Here is a 17,805-nt window from a genome sequence, read left to right as displayed (position 1 = left end):
CGCCTCGGACCTATGATCTCCGGTTGAATGTTCGAGGGGGGATTCCGTGGCCGATACGGTGTTTCACAGCGGGGATTTTCCTTTGGCCCGGCGGCCGGCCCGCTTCGACGGCTTTCTGCTCGACAGCGGGGTGCCCCTGCGGGTGAGCGGGCCGGAAACCGGCCCCTTCCGTGCCACGGCCCGCGCGCTGGACCTCGGATCGGTGACCGTCGTGAGCCTGACCTGCTCACCGTGCGTCCTGCGGCGCACCGCCGCCCTGATCCGCCGCCGCGACCCCGAGGTGTACGCGGTGCCGGCGCTCCCCCGCCGGGGCGGCCTGACGGTGACCCGGGCGGCGGGCGAAGTGCCGCTGAACGGCGGGGACTTCACGGTGTGCGACAGCTCGCGTCCGTTCGACGTCCGGATCACCGGCGCGCCCAGGACGAGCGACGTCAAGGACGCCGTCTACTCCACCGACCCCCTCCAGGTGGACAGCCCCTACTACCACTGGAGCGGCGCCACCAGCTGAGGCCGGCCGTCTTCTCAGTCGCCGATCCCGTACCGCGCCCCGATCCCCGCCACGATCAGCTCAAGCCCCTCCTCGAACTGGGCGTCGTAGTCGTCGAAGAGCAGGCTGCCCACCTCGGCGGCGAGGGGGAACTCGGCGAGCCTGCGGGCGCGTTCCTCAAGGTCGTAGCCCTCGCGGAGTTCGCCGGGCAGCGGGCGTACGCCCTGTTCTTCCGTGACGAAGCCGATCGTGTACATGTTCGCGGTGCGGGCCGCGTTGACCGCCTGGGCCAGGGTGAACCCGGCGGCGGTGAAGACGCGGAGGTGGGACTCCATGGCGCTGCCGTGCTCGGTGCCGGTGAAGCGGGAGCCGCTGAAGACCTTGGCGCCGTCGCGGTAGGCGAGCAGCGCGGTGCGCAGGCCCCGGTTGGCCCGCAGGAGGCGTTCCCGCCAGGTGTCGGCGGGGTCGAGTACGACGCCGGCCATCATGCGGCGGTACATCTCGGTGGCCATCTCGTCCAGCAGGGCCTGCTTGTCCTTGAAGTGCCAGTAGAGCGCGGGGGCCTTCACGTCCAGTTCGCGGGCGATGGCGCGCAGGGTCAGGCCGTCCAGGCCGGTCTCGTTCAGCAGCCTGAGTGCCGTGTCCGCGACCCGTCGGCGGTCGAGGGGGGCGCGTCGTTCCGTACTCACGGGAAACAGCTTGACACCTTAACAGCGTTAAGGGCATCCTCGTGGGCGACGGCACTTAACGGTGTTAAGGAGAGATGTCATGAATGCCCTGGATGTGCTGATCGTGGGGGCCGGTCCGACCGGGCTCACCCTCGGGGTCGACCTGGCCCGGCGCGGGGTGGACGCGCTGGTCGTGGAGGGGGCGGAGACGCTCTTCCCCGGCTCGCGCGGCAAGGGGCTCCAGCCGCGCACCATGGAGGTCTTCGACGACCTCGGCGTGCTGGACGCGATCCGCGCCGCCGGCGGCCCCTACCCGGCGCGCGTGATCTGGAAGGACGGCGAGCAGGTCGGCGCGGCGCCCATGTTCGACCCGGTCGAGCCGGAGGAGGGCGCGCCGTACACCGAGCCCTGGATGGTCGCCCAGTGGCGCACGCAGGAGATCCTCGCCGCGCGCCTGGCCGGGCTGGGCGGCACGGTCGCCTTCGGGCGCGAGCTGACGGACCTCACGCAGGACACGGACGGCGTCACCGCGTACTTCGCGGACGGTACGGAGATCCGCGCGCGCTATCTGGTCGCGGCCGACGGCGGCCGCTCGGCGGTACGGCGCGCGGTGGGCATCGGCATGACCGGCGAGAGTGTGGACCCGAGCCCGTTCCTGGTGGCCGACGTACGGGTGCGCGGGCTCGGCCGGGAGCACTGGCACACCTTCCCCGGCGCGGGCGGCACCGGCATGATGCTCTGCCCGCTCGCCGGGACGGACGACTTCCAGCTGGCGGCGCGGCTCCCCGAGGACACCGCGCCCGACCTCTCCCTGGACGGCATCCGCGAGCTCGTCGGCGCCTTCACCCACCTCGCCCCCGAGGACGTCACCGAGGTGCGCTGGGCCTCCGAGTTCCGGCCGAGGGCCGCCCTCGCGGACCGTTTCCGCGCGGGCCGGGTCTTCCTCGCGGGCGACGCCGCCCACGTGCACTCCCCGGCGGGCGGACAGGGGCTGAACACCAGCGTCCAGGACGCCTACAACCTGGGCTGGAAGCTCGCCGCGGTACTCCGCGACGGCGCCCCCGAGGCGCTGCTCGACACCTACGAGTCCGAGCGCCGCGCCAACGCCGCCGCCATGCTCGACCTCTCCACCGGCGTCCACCGCGGCGAGGTCCGGCGCGGCAGGGCGACCGTGCAACTGGGCCTGGGCTACCCGGACTCGGCCCTGAGCGAGGACACCCGCCGGGACCCCTCCGGCATACGGGCGGGCGACCGCGCACCGGACGGCCGGGTGGACGGCGTACGCCTCTTCGACGCCTTCCGCGGCCCGCACTGGACCCTGCTCGGCGCCCCCGCCCCGCACCCCGCCGTCCACTCCCTCCCGGCGGCCCCCGCCTCCTACGGCCCCGGCGTCTTCCTCGTCCGGCCCGACGGCTACGTGGGCTGGGCAGGCGACTCGGCCGAGGGGGCCGGGGACTACCTGGCCCGCGTCGGCAGGGCTTAGCACAGGGTGCCTAGGCTTCGGCCATGCTCCTGATCAACGGCGGAGAAGCCGTGGCCGACGCTCCCGTACTGCGCACGGGGGGGGCGTGCCACTCGTCCCGGAGGGGTTCGGCTGGCCGAACTGCCGTGAATGCGGCGGGCCCTTGCAGTTCCTCGCCCATCTGCCCCTCGACACGGGGGCGGTCGCGGTCTTCTTCTGCCAGAACGACCCCGGTATGTGTGACGACTGGGACGCCGCCGCCGGTGCCAACCGCGCCTTCGTGTTCCAGGGTCCGCTGTCGGCGGCCGCCGTTCCCGCCGAGGGCGAGACGCTGCTCGGCGCGGTGACCGCCCTGCGCCCCCACCCGGCCGGCACCCCGGCCGCGGAGCCGGTGCTGGGACGGCTGGGCGGCGAACCCGACTGGATCCAGAACGACGAGACCCCCGACTGCCCCTCCTGCGCGACCCCGATGACCTTCACGGCCGAACTCGAAGAGGGAACCGACTTCGCCACCCCCGTCAACTTCGGCGGAGGTGGCCGCGGTTATGTCTTCCACTGCCGCCCCTGCGAGGAGGCCGCCTTCCTCTGGCAGTGCTGAGGAGCCGGGGTTCCCTAGGCGGCGGACGCCAGCGACAGCTTCACCGCGAAGCCGAGGAACAGCATCCCCGCCGCCGAAGTGGCCGTCGCCGAAAGCCGCTTGCGGCGGCGGAAGGCGGCCGCCAGGCGGGTGCCGCCGAATATGAGCGCGGTGAGGTAGAGGAAGCTGAACGCCTGGGCGAAGGCGCCGAGGACGACGAAGGACAGCGCCGGGTAGGCGTAACCGGGGTCGACGAACTGCACGAAGAACGTTCCAGAATCAAACTGCGTGTACTCTCGCGCCCATGACCGCTACCAAGATCGCTCCCGAGTGGACCGCTGACGAACTGGCAGAGCTGGCCGACCTTCAGGCCAAGAACGATGCGCTCCCGGAGGATGCGCTGCGTGGCCTCCTGTCGGTCCGCCTGTCCATCCTCACGGAAGACACGACCTCCCCCGCCAGGCAGGAACTTGACCTCCGTCGCCATGCCACCCGCGAGGGCGTGAGAGTGGTTGGCGTGGCTAGGGACCTTGGAGTGTCCGCAACCAAGAAAGCACCCTGGGAGCGGAAGGAACTCGGGGACTGGCTCAATAACCGCATACCCGAGTTTGATCTAATCCTGTTCTGGAAGTTGGACCGATTCATCAGGCGTATTTCTGACCTGCATGAGGTAATCAAGTGGTGCGAGAAGTTCGGGAAGAATCTCGTTTCACTCAACGACACGCTGGACCTGTCGTCTCCGATGGCTCAGGCCATGGTGACTTTCGTTGCGGCAGTGGCGGAGATTGAAGCGGCCAATACGAAGACCCGCGTCTCGTCCCATTGGGAATACACTAAGCAGCAGGACCAATGGCGTATCGGCAAGCCGTCGTTCGGCTACAAAACCGCCAGGGTGAGCGGGAAGCTCCGCCTAGTGCAGGACCCCAAGCAAGCGCGAGCGGTGCGCTACATGTACCAAGCTGCAATGCGCGGCGTTCCGGCAAACCGAATTGCCAAGGTGCTAGACAGGGCCAAAGTTCCGACCTACAGCAACCGGAAATGGAACAATCAGCAGGTTCTCAGGACTCTTAGGAATCCTGCGGTTAAGGGGCTTCGCACCGAGGGAGGGACGAAGGCCACCACCTACAGATCTACGCCGGTGCTCGACAAGAAGGGTCAGGAAATCAGGGTCACGGATGAACCGATCCTGACTGACAAGGAATTTGAAAGCGTGCAAGAGGCGCTTGCCACCCGCTCGAAGAACAAGCGTCATCACGAGAAGAACCGTCGTCCCACCCGGTTCCTCGGCGTCATGAAGCACAAGTGCGGAAGGAACGTTAACGAAACGAACAATTACAAGACGCTCTCCACTGGCGAAGTGAAGGAGTACCGATATTTGCGGTGCCCGGAGTGCCGGAAGCCCGGATTCGTGACGCCGGACCCTGAGCACGTGTATTCGGCTCTGGCACAAGCAGTCTTTGAGGCCCTGGGCGACTTCGAGGTGATTCGCCGCGAGTACGCCCGAGGCGACGAGAACAGACGCGAGCGGAAGCGACTGGAGGACTCCATCGCCTACTACATGTCTGGGCTGGAGCCCGGCGGGAGATTCGATAAGGCTGGATTCATTCGCGAGAAGGCAGAGACCACGCTAGACGCTCTCATGAACGACTTGACGAAGATCGACCCGGAGTCCACGAAGGATAGATGGATCTACGAAAGCACCGGCATTACGTACAAGCAGCATTGGGAGGCCGGTGGCGTAGAGGCTATGGAAAAGGACCTACTGAGCGCCGGAATAACTTTCGAACTCGGAAAGCAGGACGATGGGGAACTGTTGGGTAAGTTGATCATTCCGCACGACGTCAAGAAGCGGTTGATCAAGATGGACGATAACTGGAACTAGCCACAGACGCACTCCGCAAATCAAGAATGCCCCCTCATTCCGGAGGGGGCATTCTTATGTCAGCTCTCGGAGGGATAAACGACATCAGCAACGACTCTCCGATTACCGTCTTGATCCTGAATCACGGTTACGACACGCATACGCCCCCTGTCAGTGCCAAGGCCCAGCGTCGGGCGCTGGCATTGAAGGAACCTTGCATCGCTACCCCCTGGCGAAGTCAAAGGCAGCCGTTTAAACACCCTGCCTTGATTCCGCCACCCCAGGCGGGGTAGACCTACATATGTAAGACAGCACGAAGGCCCCGCATAACAGGGGCCTTTTTTGTGCCCGCATCCAACCGAGAAGGAACCCAACCGATGACCTTTCCCGAACAGTGCGCGGACAACGTCGAGGGGCGCAGAGTGAAGCTCAGGAAGCGCGGGTTCGCCCTCGCGGCCGAGACGGCGCCCCCGACCGGGCAAGCGGCCCTGTGGTACTCCGACGCGGTTCAGTGCGTGCCCCGTAGCGGTCAGGCCGTTGCCAGGCAGATAGCCCGCCTCTGTGGTGACGATTCCGAGGTGACCATTCCGTGGCGTTCGCTTGCCGATGCCATCGGCGTACGCGATCGGGCCGGGAACCTGCGCCGCTATACGGAACGCGGCGCGAAAGCCCTAGCTGATGCCGGATGGCTGGAAGTTGAGACGGTTGGGAGCAAGCGCGGAGCCAAGACCACGTTCCGTCTCATGGCCGGTGATCGGTCCTCGGAGTGCTTGGGGTGGATCGATGACGGGGAGTGGTTCACCGAGGCCGCCTGAACGCCCCTCGGGGACTTTTGGCCTTAGTAAGGCCCCTGGGGGGCCGTTGACTGCTCCGCTACGCTCGCAGCTCTGCCCTGGCCGATCAAGGCCAGAGAACTTATGGCCTTAGTTAGGGGCGGCGGTCGCCGCCCTCTGTCGTTCGCTCCGCTCACGACTTATGGCCTTAGTAAGAAGCAGCGCCCTTCGAGGGGCGCTGCTCTATAGAAGCTCGCTGACGCTCGCTTCTCGCGAGGGCCGAGTAACGGAGGCTAGGCACTACGGGCACCCCGTCGAGGGTTCCCTAACCCTTTCTATCTATCTAGATGCGCCCCGTCGAAGGGGCGCTCTTCTCTCTGTGTTGCTCAGCCAAGCCAGTGAAACCGCTCAGGAAGCAGCCGTCCCACCGGAGTCCGAAGAGCCGCTGTCACGAGTCGCCGTGGCATCCCTCCGCTCGCCTTCACTGCGCCGTCGGCGAAACTCTCCCCGCAGTTCGCTGCGAGTCTCCTTGAGCGTCGCCGAGATATCCCGCAGGGCCTCTGCGGCGTCGCTAAGCCCGTATTCCGTAGGTGAAAGAAGGTTGTACCGGATCGAGAGATCAAGGATGTACGTCAAAGGCTCCTGGGGCCGGCCACGGGAGTCCTCGAAACTGACCGTAGCTATGTACTTCATTGGCAGACCCGCTTCACGGCGCTCCGGGGCTCCGTCAAACAGAGCCGTGATTCGCTTCCTAGGCGGAAGGGATGGGATGCCATCAGTGATTAGCGGGGCATCTTTCAGAGGGTAACCGTATTCGTCGAAGGTTGTTGCGAACGGCGGATCGACAGAAATTTTGACGTTCCTTGCGAGCGTCTGCCCCATGTTCTCAACCACAAAGTCAATGCCCTGTCTCATCACCGGGTTGTCTGCGAAGTCAACAACCACAAAGGGTTGGGCTTGCTCCTCCCTCAGTTCCCGAGCTAGGTCGACTTGCTGCTTCGCGTATAGGGCGGCGGCTAGCGCGATGCCGATGGTGGCGATGGTGAAGATGGCCGTGGCTACTGTCGCGGCGGCCGACCAGTCCTCGGGCGTCCAGGCCCTCAGGTCAACGGCCAATAGCTGATTCGCGGTTCGCATGGGCGCAGGGTAATGCACATGCCACGGCAGGTACAGAGGATCCGCGTCCCTGAGCTGCCTTCTCCGGGGAAGGGGGGTCTGAAACCTTTTCGGCATCCTTCCGGGCACCCTCGCCCTTCCCTCTTTTCGCACGCGCGGGAGTTGCGCCGAAGTCGTGGGACTGGAACTCGGACCGCTATCCGCCAAGGCGCAAGCGCGCCGATAAACGCGTCAGGTAACGCGTGGGATTCTCGACTGTTTAACGGTTCTTCTATCTATGAAGGAACGACCTTGATCCCTGCAAACGGATCGATGGAGAACACGCCATCCGCCAACCACCTTGAGAGATGTAGGGCATGAACAACACAGTCGAGCTGAATTGCTGGGCTTGTGAGAAGCCGTTCACTGCCGAGTACGGCCCTGGCAGGCCGCCTCGCTATTGCGGCCCCTCTTGCAAGAACTTGGCGCGCAGGATCGCGCGCAGAGTTCGGTTCGTCCAACGCATTGAAGAGCAGCGCACGCTAAGGGCCGAGTCCCTGAAGCGTATTAACGAACTCCACTCCCTGGCGGAGTAGAGCCCGCCCCACCTAAAGCCGCCCCACCCATTCCGGGTGTTGGGCGGTTTTTTCATGGCCACTTCCGGCCCCGATCAACTGAAGGAATAGTCAATGTCTACTTGTGACGGTCTGTTCGCGCGGCAGGCCACTGCCGCTCTTGAGAAGCGCGAAAACCTCGTTACGGAGCTGCGCTCTGTTGAATCCGACGTCAAGTTGAAGCCCGAGGCTCGAAGGGCTCTCGTTGAGCGGATTGACGGCGAGATTCGCCAGGCCGAGGCCGAGGCCCGAGACGCTGTCGAGCGTGGCGAGCGTGAGGCCGAGGTTCGCTCCCTCGCGGGCGGGCTCGGCATGCTGACGCCCTCGGCCTCCCGCGCCACCGATGAGGGCGCCTGGCGGGCCCTGATGCCGTCGCTGAGCGAGTACCGCGCTCTCACCGCCGAGGCTGTTCCGGGCGATGGCGGTTACACGGTGCCCGACCAGACGGCTTCGAAGTACATCGACGCTCTCAAGGCCAAGTCGACGTTCCTGCGCGGCCTTCCGGCCGAGAGCATCGTTCCCTTCAGCTCTGCGACTTTCTCCGTCCCTCAGCTTGTCTCTTCGGACGGCATGGACTACGTCGAGGAAGGCCAGACCCTTCCCGAGGGGGACATGGTTTGGGGTGAGGTCAAGTTCGAGGCGAAGAAGATCGGCCGCATTCAGTGGGCGAGCACTGAGATTCTGGAAGACTCCGCTATCGATCTACGTAACTCCATTGCGAACAACCTTCTCCGTGACGCTTCCCTGAAGTTCGATGCTGACGCCTTCGCCGGCTCCGGGGCCAACCCGATTAAGGGAATCCTTTCCCAGGGCACGTCCACGACTCTCGGCGCCGGAAAGGTCACCGTCACCTATGACGACCTGGCCGATGCCGTAGCGCGCATCGAGGCCATGAACGGAACGCCCTCGGTTGTGTGGGCATCCGTCGACACGGCTGCGGCGCTCCGGAAGGAAAAGGCCGCTGGCTCCGGCACCTATCAGGCGGGCTCGCCGACCGATTCCCCGGCTTCCACGGCTTGGGGACTTCCGATCCTCGCGAGTGCTTTCCTGCCTGCGAAGACGGTTGTGGTCGCGGACGGTTCTCGGCTCGTGGTTGGCGTCCGTCGGAACGCCACGGTGCGAGTCAGCGAAGACGCTCGTTTCGATAAGGATCAGGTTGGCTTCAAGCTGACTATGCGTATCGCCGGTGTTTCTCTGGCCGAGGCTTCCTCCGCGCAGATCGTGAAGGGCGCTGCTTCCTAACGCACTAGAGGCGGCTAGGTAACCCCTGGCCGCCTCTCCCCTTTTTTTGCCCTCCTCAATGATTCGACATGTGGTCGAAACTCATCCCTACCCAAGGAACAGCCCCGTGAAAACCCTCCTCGATGTGGCCGACAAGGCCGCCGTTCTCTCGTACCTGCGCACCCGCTCTGTTATCTGGCCTGCACCTGAGGGTGGATGTTGGGAGTGGACTTGCTCGAAGACACCCGATGGTTACGGCCGCTTCATGTCGGGCGGACTGTCCTACTACACGCACCGTGAAGCCTTCAAGGCTTCTGGCCGCCGCATACCCGAAGGCTGGACTATCGACCACCTGTGCCAGAATAAGGCTTGCTGCAATCCTGATCACCTCGCGCCTGTAACGCGAAGCGAGAACTCCCGTCGTGCGCGTAACACTTTTTGGGTTGCTTTCATGCGGGAGCACTTCGCCGCGCGAAACGTTCTTGAGAAGATCGGCGGTTCAGTGTTCGAGGAAACGGGGGGCGCCCGATGACTCCGCTCGAAGAGATAATGGCAACTTCAAGGCCGATCATCGAGACCGGTTGCCGCATGTGGCAAGGGCGCGTTTCGTCCGATGGGGTGCCGGTATTTGGCTACCTGTTCGATACGCCGGTTACGCGGTACCTGACTGCCAACCGGTACGAGAGATCTGTGCTGGTACCCGTCTTTCGGAACAAGTGCGGCAACAAGCTGTGCATCACCACGCAGCACCTGAGGTTGATCGGTTGGGAGCCTCGGGAGCCGCTGGCCGGCTGATGGGTGACTCGAATATCGAGCGGCTGATTCAGCGCGTTGCGCGCTATCACTTCGAGGAAGCACGAAAGCGTGATCACTCGGCCTATCTACTGGCCGAGGGTTTGAAAGCGCGTGCAGCGCGATTGAACGGCGCATGACTCACCACTGATGCGCGGGCACCTTCCCGCCCGCGCATTCGGGGCAACGAACCCGTTCCATTCCCCTGCACGCCCAACAGCCCCCAAAGCCCGCACAATTCGAGCACCACACTTCCCGGTGCCCGAAGCATGTAGCGCAGACATTTGCGGTTCGCTGCCACACCTCGCCGAAGGTGAGCGGGCCGGGGTCGAAGGGTCGTCTTCCTGCCCGAGGCTTATTCCTTGGCCTTTCAGGGGCTTGTCTCACCCGTCGCCCCCGTGGCGGCACTTCCGGATGTTCCGCGCCGCCTCGAACCGCGCGCTAGCGTCGCCGTCCTTCACGGCCTGGTCGAGCTTCGCCTTCTCGTCCATGCACCACATGCAGCCCGGCCGGGGTCGAGCTTCGTACAACCAGCCGTCTAGGGGAAGGTCGACAGGGGCACCGGGGTAAGTCTCCCGCCCGGTCATACGGCCACCCCCCACACCGTGTAAACGGGCCGCCGCCCCCTACCGACCGAGCGGTGAGGGTGATTGCCAATCTCCCGGTTAGCCCACGCCACCGCTTCGGGCACGGAGGCTCTACGGGCCGTTTCGCGGGACGCGGCGAGAGCGGCGCACATCGTGCACCCCTCGACGCCCACCGGCTCTAGGCTCGGTTTCCTCGGCGGTCCGGATTGGGATTCAGCGTGTGGCTTGTGCTCCAGCATCGATCGCCCCTCGGCTCCATGTCTGTCACGTCATGGTGCCAACGGGGGCGCGAGGCTACGCGCTTTATTTGCGTTGTCGGGCAAAGACGGTGGACCAGTCAGCCAAGAGGGCTCGGCAGTCGTCACCGAATAGCGCGTATCGCTCGTAGGTTTCGAAGTCCTGGAGATAGGCCGTGACGTCTCTGTGGTCGCGCAGTATTAGGGCCCCCGTGCCGGTCTCCACGGTGGCTAGGCGGCGGTCATAGAGCGTGAATGTGTTTAGCGGCCTCTCTGGAATGTACCCGCCCAAGGGGAGCACCCCTAGGCGTACGTTCGGAATACGAGAGACGGACGCAAGTCGGTCGAGTTGCATAGCCATGGCCATGGGGGGCAGCAGAGGCCATCTGACCGCTTGTTCGGTGAGGACGAAGGTGAACGACTTCGAGTCGTCGTAAAGAACTTGTTGCCGCTCTAGCTTCTTCGCAATGGTCTTCGACTGATCGCCGGGAACGTCGGCGAGGCTCGCACGCACGTATTCGGGTGTGGCGAGAAGCCCCGTGATCATAGAGAGCAGGAAGAATCGGAACTCTGTCGAGACTGCTTCGAGTCTCGCTAGCTCGTTCTGTTTCTTGTCCAAGCCCCGGCGACGAGACGACCAGTGGTCTTGCCATTCCGTGTTTGCCGACCTTGCCAACGACAGTATTTCGGTCGCCAGGGGGCCAGCAGCCCCGAGGGCTTCCAGAATCAACTCAACGTCGACAAGCGAGGGTGTGAGCTTTCCGCCCTCGATGTTGCTCACCTTGGTTTGAGACATGTTGCAGCGGCGAGCGAGCCAGGTTTGCGTTTTCCCGGCTCGCTTGCGCTGGCCTCTCAGGGCTTCTGCTAGGTCGGATCTTGATTGACCTAGCCTCTCGGGCTCAAAGGTCAATGCCCTTCACGTACTCCTCGAAAGGCACCGACTCGGCTACCGCGATCCGCCGGTATTCGATGAACGGGGCAACTTCCCCTTCGTAGACTTCGCGGCTGATCTGTCGTCCGTCCGGGTGGTAATTCATGAGCACCACTTCGGTGCGGTCGAACATCCAGAAGTCCTGAACGCCGGCCAGGGGGTTATCCCGGTCGGTCACGTCGAGAATGCGGATGCGTTCACCCGCCAACGCGTGGGGGGCGTAGTACTGCGCAAACTCGAATTGCAGGTAGTCCGATAGAGGCCGCTTCACGATGTGCACGCGTCCCTGAGTGCGCCCCTCAGCCGCCTGTCGGCGTAACCGGTCGGTGTACTCATTCGATACGGCGTGGGGATCGATTCGGGTCCCTGCCTTGAAAGCCTGGAACTCTTCTTCTTCCTGCGGCATGAGGTATTGGGGCAGGGTCTCAAGCCTCCACGCTTCCCACTGAAAGCCCTCGAAGCGTGCCGCCCACTCCTCACCAGCCAAGAACACGAACGGCCTCCCTCAGCACGCTTTCGGGGATCTCTACAATCCCTTCGCCCTCGGGCGGCATGAACGCCTGGGAAACGTCACCCTGTACGACGAAAGAGCCGTTGGCGGTGCGGTAGACGTTCGGGCAATCGTCCTTGCCGCAGGTGCCGTTTCCGTTGCCGGTCAGTCGGGTCAGTTCCTCGCGCGCCATGCCGAAACCCCCTTGTGGCTGGCCCCCGTTGGGGCCTGGTGGCTACGACGGTACGAGGGGCCGACAGGCCCGTCTATGCAGCAACGCCAATATTCGCGTGGTCGGGTAAACCCTGGATCAGGACGCCTCGGGGCTATGCACGGCCCTCACGGTGAGTGGCTGCCGCTTCCGCCTACTGGGCGTGCTGACAAGGGCAGCGAACGGGGTGACCTTGGAGGGCTCCTGAGGCTCCTTCGGGAGCCTCTCAGGCAGGCCGAGGACTCCTAGTGCCTCGCGCTGCTCCTGGAGGCTCATGCGGGCGAGCATCGCCGCAGCATCGTCAAGGTGAGACATGTCAGCCCCTACACGCTTGCCAACGACAGCTTCACCGCGAAGCCAAGGAAGAGCACCCCGGCGGCCGAGGTGGCCCCTGCGCTGAGCGTCCTACGACGCCGGAACGCAGCAGCTAGACGGGACCCCCCGAAGATGAGCGCCGACAGGTACAACATGCTTGCCACCTGGGCGAGTACGCCCAGAGTCACGAAGCCCACGATCGGGTTGGACTCTGACACGAACTGGACGAAGAAGGCGACGAAGAACAGGATCGCCTTCGGGTTGAACAGGCTGACCACCAGCGCCCGCCGGAACGGCCGTTCGTCCGCCGCGCCCTCCTCGCCCGCCTCCGCCGCGACCGCCTGGCGCCGGGTGCGCCACAGCTGCCACGCGGACCGCATCATCCCGATCGCCAGCCAGGTCAGATACCCGGCACCGGCGTACTTCACGATCCCGAACAGCACCGCGTTCGCCTGCAGCAGCGAGGCCACGCCGGCGGCCGAGAGCGTCATCAGCACGGTGTCGCCGCACCACACACCGGCGGCGGCCGTATAGCCCGAGCGCACACCCTTACGGGCGGCCACGGACAGGACGTAGAGGGAGTTGGGGCCGGGCAGCAGCACGATCAGGACGAGCCCTGCCAGATAGGTGGGGAGATCAATGACGCCGAACATGCGGGGAGTGTCGCACGTCTCACTGACAGTGCCTATGGCGCGGGTCTCAGCAGGCCGGGACGGGCATCCACCTCGGCTGTCAGAACGCGTCCGCCGGACGGTACGTCCCCCACACCCCCCGCAGCACCCCGCACACCTCCCCCACCGTCGCCCGCTCCCGCAGCGCCCGCTTCATCGGCGGGAGGACGTTGTCCGTGCCCCGCGCCGCCTCCCCCAGCGCGGCGAGCGCCGACTCCACCGCCCCCGTGTCCCGCCCCGCCCGCAGCCGGGCCAGCCGCTCGCGCTGCCGGGTCTCGATGCCGGGGTCCAGGCGGAGCGGGACGTACGGCTCCTCCTCGTCCAGGCGGAAGCGGTTGACGCCGACGACCACGCGCGCGCCCTCCTCCGTCTCGCGGGCGATCCGGTAGGCGTTGCGCTCGATCTCGGTCTTCTGGAAGCCCTGTTCGACGGCGGCGACCGCACCGCCCAACTCCGCGACTCGGTCCATCAGTTCCAGCGCGGCCGCCTCCAAGTCGTCGGTCAGGGACTCGACGGCGTAGGAGCCGGCGAAGGGGTCCACCGTCCCGGGGACGTCCGTCTCGTACGCCAGGACCTGCTGGGTGCGCAGGGCGAGGCGGGCGCTCTTGTCGGTGGGCAGGGCGATGGCCTCGTCGTAGGCGTTGGTGTGCAGCGACTGGGTGCCGCCGAACACGGCCGCGAGTGCCTGGACGGCGACCCGGACGAGGTTCACCTCCGGCTGCTGCGCGGTGAGTTGGACCCCGGCCGTCTGCGTGTGGAACCGCAGCATCCACGACCTCGGATCGCGCGCGCCGAACTCCTCACGCATCACCCGCGCCCACATCCGCCGCGCCGCACGGAACTTGGCGACCTCCTCCAGCAGCGTGGAGCGCGCCACGAAGAAGAAGGAGAGCCGGGGCGCGAACGCGTCCACCTCCATGCCCGCCGCGAGCGCGGTGCGCACGTACGCGATGCCGTCCGCGAGCGTGAACGCGACCTCCTGCGCGGGCGAGGCACCCGCCTCCGCCATGTGGTAGCCGGAGATGGAAATGGTGTTCCAGCGCGGGAGTTCGGCCGCGCAGTACGCGAACAGGTCGGCGGTCAGCCGGAGGGAGGGGCGGGGCGGGAAGATGTAGGTGCCGCGCGCGATGTACTCCTTCAGCACGTCGTTCTGGACGGTGCCGGTGAGCCGGTCGCCGGGTATGTCCCGTTCCTCGGCCACCAGTTGGTAGAGGAGGAGCAGCGCGGCGGCGGGGGCATTGATCGTCATGGATGTGGAGACGCGGTCCAGCGGGATGCCGTCGAACAGCTCCCGCATGTCCTCGATGGAGTCCACGGCCACGCCGACCCGGCCGACCTCGCCGTGCGCGAGGGGCGCGTCGGAGTCGTGGCCCATCTGGGTGGGCAGGTCGAAGGCGACGGACAGTCCGGTGGTGCCGTGGGCGATCAGCTCGCGGTAGCGGGCGTTGGACTCGGCGGCGGTGCCGAACCCGGCGTACTGGCGCATCGTCCAGGGGCGGCCGGTGTACATGGTCGGGTACACGCCCCGGGTGTACGGGTACGCGCCGGGCTCGCCCAGCCGCTCGGCCGGGTCCCAGCCCGCGAGGTCGCCGGGGCCGTACACCGGCTCGATGGGCCGCCCCGACTCCGTGTGCCGCGCCATGGCCGCCTCCGAGGGTGTGCGGGTCTCTCCCCGTTCCACCCTGCCGTGAAGTTCGGCGCGGGGCGCGCGGGGAAGCATCCCGGGCATGAGGATCCCGGGGAGAACCGCCGCCGTACTGGCCTCGGCCGCCGCCCTCGCCGCGCTGTGCGGCTGCACGGTGACGCCGGTGGACGGCGCCGACGGCAAGCACCGTTCGCCGCTGCGCGTGGAGCTGCCGTCGAGTGCTCCGGCGGCCACGCCGCGTACCGGTGAGCCCCGGAATTCCACTGAGCCCCGGAATTCCACGCCCGCCGCCCCCGCCCGCGTCCTGTGGTCGCGCGGCGACAGCGGCTCCGGGGTGCGGGAGCTGCAGGCGCGGCTGCGGCAGCTCGACTGGCTCTTCGACGGGCCGACCGGGAGTTACGACGATCTGACCGAGGACGCCGTCCGCGGCTTCCAGCGCAAGCGCGGGCTGCCGGGAACGGGCCGTGCGGACACGGTCACCTGGCGGCGGCTGGTGGCGATGACACACCGGCCGGGCAAGTGGGAGCTGTATCTGATGGGCGGCCAGCCCGCCGCCGCGCCCGACCCGCGCTGTCTGACCGGCCGGGTGCTGTGCATCGACAAGACCAGCCGCACCCTGCGCTGGATGACGGACGGCCGCACCCTCTCCACGATGTCCGTCCGCTTCGGCTCGCAGTACTCCCCCACCCGCGAGGGTGTGTTCCACGTCTACTGGAAGTCACGGCACCATGTGTCGACGCTCTACGACTCCCCGATGCCGTACGCCCTGTTCTTCAGCGGCGGACAGGCCGTGCACTACTCGTACGACTTCGCGGCGCGCGGTTACGCGGGCGGCTCGCACGGCTGTGTCAACGTGCGCGACGAGCAGGCGATCGCCTCGCTGTTCGCGCGGGTGAGGGTGGGCGACAAGGTGGTCGTCTCGTGGTGAGGCAGGGCGCGGGCGGGACCGGGGGAACGTGTCCCGCCCGCGCCGGGTGCACGAGCCATGGGTACGGGGGGAACCCCGGCTCAGTGCGACGGCCGATGACCAGTCGGCTCACTCTGTACTGCGTCACCGGCTCCAGAAACGTCACACCTGTCGCGAAGAAATTTCCGCGCCGGACAGAACCGCAGGTCAGAGGGCGCTGAAGCGGGGGCTCGGGGTGGCCGTGGGAAGACCGGCGGTGCCGGGCAGGACGTAGGAGGAGGGGACCGGGGAGGCCATGCCGCTGCGCCGGTGGTGGGCGGAGCGGTCGCGGTCCTTGTGGGTACGGCGGTCGCCGGAGCCGGATGTGCCGTCGCCGTCGCCGTCACCGTCGCCGTCGCCCGAGCCGTCCGACCCTCCGGACCCTTCGGACCCGCCGGAGCCTCCGGACCGGTGGCCGTCGCCGAAGCGGCCGAAGGGGCCGTCGGTCGCCGGGCCGCCGGGCACGGGCAGGACCGGCAGGCCGTTCCGGCGGCCCGACAGCACGGCCGCGCAGTACGTCTTCACACGCGCCGAACCGCCCGCGACGCCCTCCAGCGCCCGCCGGCCGCCCGCCTCGGGTTCCCGTCCGGCCCGCAGATCGCGGCAGGCCGCGAGGGCGGCCCGCCACCGGGTGCCGGGCTTGTGGGCCCCGGCGCCGGGACCGGTCGGCGCGACGCTGTCCCGCCCTGCCCCGCCGGCCGCCTCGGGCGGGGCGTCACCGGGATCGGCGGACCCGCTCGCGCCGGGGGTGGGTACGGCGGTCCCGTACGGCCCGGGCGACGACGGCAGCCGGGAGCGTCCCGGCGTCGCGGCGGCGGACACGGACGCCCCGGGCTCGGTGCGCCCCTGCCGGAACGGCCCGGGCAGCACCCCGGTACCGGCGGCGACGGCCACCCCGCCGAGCGTGCCGACGGCCACGGCGGCGGCCAGTGCCATCCGCACGGGCCGCCCCCACCGCACGCGCCGTTCCCGCACGGGGCACCGCGGCTGGGCGCCGATGCGGACGACGCCCGCGTCGAGGCGATGGAACTCGCTGGTGGCTGGGGCGGGTTGGGTGCCGTCGCCGCCAACTCCCGCCGCCACCACGGCGTCCACGGGTTCGGCGGCCGGGCGTCCCGCCCGCGCCGCCCGGAACGCGGCCAACGCCGCTTCTTCGCCCGGGAGTTCGCCCTTGGCCGGAGCCGCGGAGGCGGCGAGGTCCGCCAGCAGGGACGCCAACCGGGTCACCTCGTCGGGGACCCGGTCGTCGGAGGGTCGCGGCGGCTCGCCGTCCAGCAGACGTTCCGACGTCCCGAGGTCCAGCCACTCGTCGTGCTCGTCGGCCATCACATGTCCTTCTGCGTCCGCGCGCGCGCAGGCGTCACACTCGCGGGCGCGACCGGGCGCCTGCGGGGTCCTCGCTGGGGCGGGAGCGCGTCGAGTCCGCCGGCCGACTCCGGTTCGGGGCCCAGGAGTTCGGCGAGTCGCTTCAGGCCGCGGTGCGCGGCGGTACGGACCGCTCCCGCACGCTTGCCGAGCGTCTCGGCGGCGGACTTGGCGTCCAGACCGACCACCACGCGCAGCACCACCGCCTCGGCCTGGTCCTGCGGCAGGCGCGCGATGAGGGAGAGGGTGCCGTCGGTGGCGAGGGCCTCCATCGCCTCACCGGCGGTGTCCGACTCGGCGGCCCGGCCGGTCAGTTCGGTCTCGTCGCCGCCTATCAGCGGGCGGCGGCCGCGCATCCGTATGTGGTCGAGCGCGCGGTTGCGGGCTATCCGGGCGGCCCACCCCCGGAACCGGTCGGCGTCTCCGCTGAACCGGTCGAGGTCGCGGGCGATCTGGAGCCAGGCCTCGGACGTGACGTCCTCGGCGTCCGGCTCCCCCACCAGCGTGCGCACATAGCCGAGCAGCCGTGGATGCACCGCGCGGTACACCGTGCGGAAGGCTTCCTCGTCACCGCCCTGGGCCGCGCGCACCGCGGCGGTCAGCTCCGCGTCGTCCCCCTGCACCGCACTCCCTTACGCCTGTCTGGTGGTCGGCGCGAAAGGCACGTTACGGCCTGAAACAGTTCCCCGTCCACGTCTGTAGAAGATGCAACTGACTCGTGATCCATTCCGGTGTGACACAAGCCGCACTCCCGGCGCTGTACGAGATGCGGGCCGCACCCAGACCCGCCACATACGACGGCCGGGGCCTCTCCTGTGGGGGGTGGCGGCCCCGGCCGTCCCCCTCCCACTCGCCCCT

General features: G+C 67.3%; 17 protein-coding genes and 1 pseudogene. 8 read left to right on the top strand and 10 right to left on the bottom strand.

The genetic code is table 11. From position 1 onward, the window contains the following. The first annotated feature begins 82 nt into the window (after positions 1-82). Positions 83-508 carry a hypothetical protein gene (locus AB0898_RS08400; protein WP_366802052.1) on the top strand — a complete coding sequence of 142 codons (426 nt, stop codon included), beginning with the start codon at positions 83-85 and terminating at the stop codon, positions 506-508. 14 nt (positions 509-522) lie between these two features. Here the strand turns inward: AB0898_RS08400 and AB0898_RS08395 are convergent, their stop codons facing one another. Continuing rightward, positions 523-1,176: a TetR/AcrR family transcriptional regulator C-terminal domain-containing protein gene (locus tag AB0898_RS08395; protein WP_366802051.1), complete on the bottom strand. Its 654-nt coding sequence runs from the start codon at positions 1,174-1,176 to the stop codon at positions 523-525. 79 nt (positions 1,177-1,255) lie between these two features. On the opposite strand from AB0898_RS08395, the gene AB0898_RS08390 reads away from it, so the two are divergent. Next, positions 1,256-2,638, top strand: a complete 1,383-nt coding sequence (locus tag AB0898_RS08390; RefSeq protein ID WP_366802050.1) for an FAD-dependent monooxygenase — start codon at positions 1,256-1,258, stop codon at positions 2,636-2,638. An 85-nt stretch (positions 2,639-2,723) separates the two neighbouring features. After that, entirely contained in the window at positions 2,724-3,215 is a 492-nt protein-coding gene (locus AB0898_RS08385; protein WP_366802049.1) for a hypothetical protein, read from the top strand. 14 nt (positions 3,216-3,229) lie between these two features. On the opposite strand, the pseudogene AB0898_RS08380 reads toward AB0898_RS08385, so the two are convergent. Further along, positions 3,230-3,463, bottom strand: a pseudogene (locus tag AB0898_RS08380) (LysE family transporter); the annotation flags it as partial. Positions 3,464-3,498: 35 nt separating this feature from the next. On the opposite strand from AB0898_RS08380, the gene AB0898_RS08375 reads away from it, so the two are divergent. Beyond that, positions 3,499-5,076, top strand: coding sequence for a recombinase family protein (locus tag AB0898_RS08375; RefSeq protein ID WP_366802048.1), 1,578 nt, complete (start codon positions 3,499-3,501; stop codon positions 5,074-5,076). 356 nt (positions 5,077-5,432) lie between these two features. Next, on the top strand, positions 5,433-5,870 hold the full coding sequence (locus tag AB0898_RS08370) for a hypothetical protein (protein ID WP_366802047.1): 438 nt from the start codon (positions 5,433-5,435) through the stop codon (positions 5,868-5,870). Positions 5,871-6,236: 366 nt separating this feature from the next. Here AB0898_RS08370 and AB0898_RS08365 read toward each other — a convergent pair whose 3' ends face one another. Further along, the gene (locus AB0898_RS08365) at positions 6,237-6,965 is read right to left on the bottom strand and encodes a hypothetical protein (protein WP_366802046.1); all 729 of its coding nucleotides are present in this window, start codon (positions 6,963-6,965) and stop codon (positions 6,237-6,239) included. A gap of 647 nt (positions 6,966-7,612) precedes the next feature. On the opposite strand from AB0898_RS08365, the gene AB0898_RS08360 reads away from it, so the two are divergent. After that, the gene (locus AB0898_RS08360; RefSeq protein ID WP_366802045.1) at positions 7,613-8,779 is read left to right on the top strand and encodes a phage major capsid protein; all 1,167 of its coding nucleotides are present in this window, start codon (positions 7,613-7,615) and stop codon (positions 8,777-8,779) included. A gap of 106 nt (positions 8,780-8,885) precedes the next feature. Continuing rightward, positions 8,886-9,290: an HNH endonuclease signature motif containing protein gene (locus tag AB0898_RS08355; protein WP_366802044.1), complete on the top strand. Its 405-nt coding sequence runs from the start codon at positions 8,886-8,888 to the stop codon at positions 9,288-9,290. Between the two features lie 1,150 nt (positions 9,291-10,440). Here AB0898_RS08355 and AB0898_RS08350 read toward each other — a convergent pair. The 5 genes from AB0898_RS08350 to AB0898_RS08330 form a co-directional block, all read right to left on the bottom strand. Further along, positions 10,441-11,283, bottom strand: coding sequence for a helix-turn-helix transcriptional regulator (locus AB0898_RS08350; protein WP_366802043.1), 843 nt, complete (start codon positions 11,281-11,283; stop codon positions 10,441-10,443). Continuing rightward, a complete protein-coding gene (locus AB0898_RS08345) occupies positions 11,273-11,797 on the bottom strand; it encodes a DUF6879 family protein (RefSeq protein WP_366802042.1) in 525 nt (174 codons plus the stop codon). Before AB0898_RS08345 ends, AB0898_RS08350 begins: the two co-directional genes overlap by 11 nt. Further along, a complete protein-coding gene (locus AB0898_RS08340) occupies positions 11,781-11,987 on the bottom strand; it encodes a hypothetical protein (protein WP_366802041.1) in 207 nt (68 codons plus the stop codon). Before AB0898_RS08340 ends, AB0898_RS08345 begins: the two co-directional genes overlap by 17 nt. A 341-nt stretch (positions 11,988-12,328) precedes the next feature. Beyond that, a complete protein-coding gene (leuE, locus tag AB0898_RS08335) occupies positions 12,329-12,973 on the bottom strand; it encodes a leucine efflux protein LeuE (RefSeq protein WP_366802040.1) in 645 nt (214 codons plus the stop codon). Positions 12,974-13,052: 79 nt separating this feature from the next. Further along, entirely contained in the window at positions 13,053-14,633 is a 1,581-nt protein-coding gene (locus AB0898_RS08330; RefSeq protein ID WP_366802039.1) for a methylmalonyl-CoA mutase family protein, read from the bottom strand. Between the two features lie 85 nt (positions 14,634-14,718). On the opposite strand from AB0898_RS08330, the gene AB0898_RS08325 reads away from it, so the two are divergent. Next, a complete protein-coding gene (locus AB0898_RS08325; protein ID WP_366802038.1) occupies positions 14,719-15,564 on the top strand; it encodes a L,D-transpeptidase family protein in 846 nt (281 codons plus the stop codon). A gap of 186 nt (positions 15,565-15,750) precedes the next feature. Here the strand turns inward: AB0898_RS08325 and AB0898_RS08320 are convergent, their stop codons facing one another. After that, positions 15,751-16,908 carry a hypothetical protein gene (locus AB0898_RS08320; RefSeq protein WP_366802036.1) on the bottom strand — a complete coding sequence of 386 codons (1,158 nt, stop codon included), beginning with the start codon at positions 16,906-16,908 and terminating at the stop codon, positions 15,751-15,753. Then, a complete protein-coding gene (locus AB0898_RS08315; protein ID WP_366802035.1) occupies positions 16,908-17,570 on the bottom strand; it encodes an RNA polymerase sigma factor in 663 nt (220 codons plus the stop codon). The genes AB0898_RS08320 and AB0898_RS08315 overlap by 1 nt, the downstream gene beginning before the upstream one ends. Between the last annotated feature and the right edge of the window lie 235 nt (positions 17,571-17,805).

Origin of the sequence: Streptomyces sp. NPDC005435 (genome assembly GCF_040703155.1) — a bacterium.
In the GTDB taxonomy this organism is placed as follows: Bacteria; Actinomycetota; Actinomycetes; order Streptomycetales; family Streptomycetaceae; genus Streptomyces.
The sequence above is the reverse complement of the archived record's forward strand: the minus strand, read 5'-3'. Positions and strand labels throughout refer to the sequence as shown.

Coding starts and splice junctions, on each gene's coding strand:
- leuE (WP_366802040.1), bottom strand. CDS start 12,973: ATGTTCGGCGTCATTGATCTCCCCACCTATCTGGCAGGGCTCGTCCTG.
- AB0898_RS08325 (WP_366802038.1), top strand. CDS start 14,719: ATGAGGATCCCGGGGAGAACCGCCGCCGTACTGGCCTCGGCCGCCGCC.
- AB0898_RS08370 (WP_366802047.1), top strand. CDS start 5,433: ATGACCTTTCCCGAACAGTGCGCGGACAACGTCGAGGGGCGCAGAGTG.
- AB0898_RS08330 (WP_366802039.1), bottom strand. CDS start 14,633: ATGGCGCGGCACACGGAGTCGGGGCGGCCCATCGAGCCGGTGTACGGC.
- AB0898_RS08360 (WP_366802045.1), top strand. CDS start 7,613: ATGTCTACTTGTGACGGTCTGTTCGCGCGGCAGGCCACTGCCGCTCTT.
- AB0898_RS08320 (WP_366802036.1), bottom strand. CDS start 16,908: ATGGCCGACGAGCACGACGAGTGGCTGGACCTCGGGACGTCGGAACGT.
- AB0898_RS08390 (WP_366802050.1), top strand. CDS start 1,256: ATGAATGCCCTGGATGTGCTGATCGTGGGGGCCGGTCCGACCGGGCTC.
- AB0898_RS08340 (WP_366802041.1), bottom strand. CDS start 11,987: ATGGCGCGCGAGGAACTGACCCGACTGACCGGCAACGGAAACGGCACC.
- AB0898_RS08365 (WP_366802046.1), bottom strand. CDS start 6,965: ATGCGAACCGCGAATCAGCTATTGGCCGTTGACCTGAGGGCCTGGACG.
- AB0898_RS08375 (WP_366802048.1), top strand. CDS start 3,499: ATGACCGCTACCAAGATCGCTCCCGAGTGGACCGCTGACGAACTGGCA.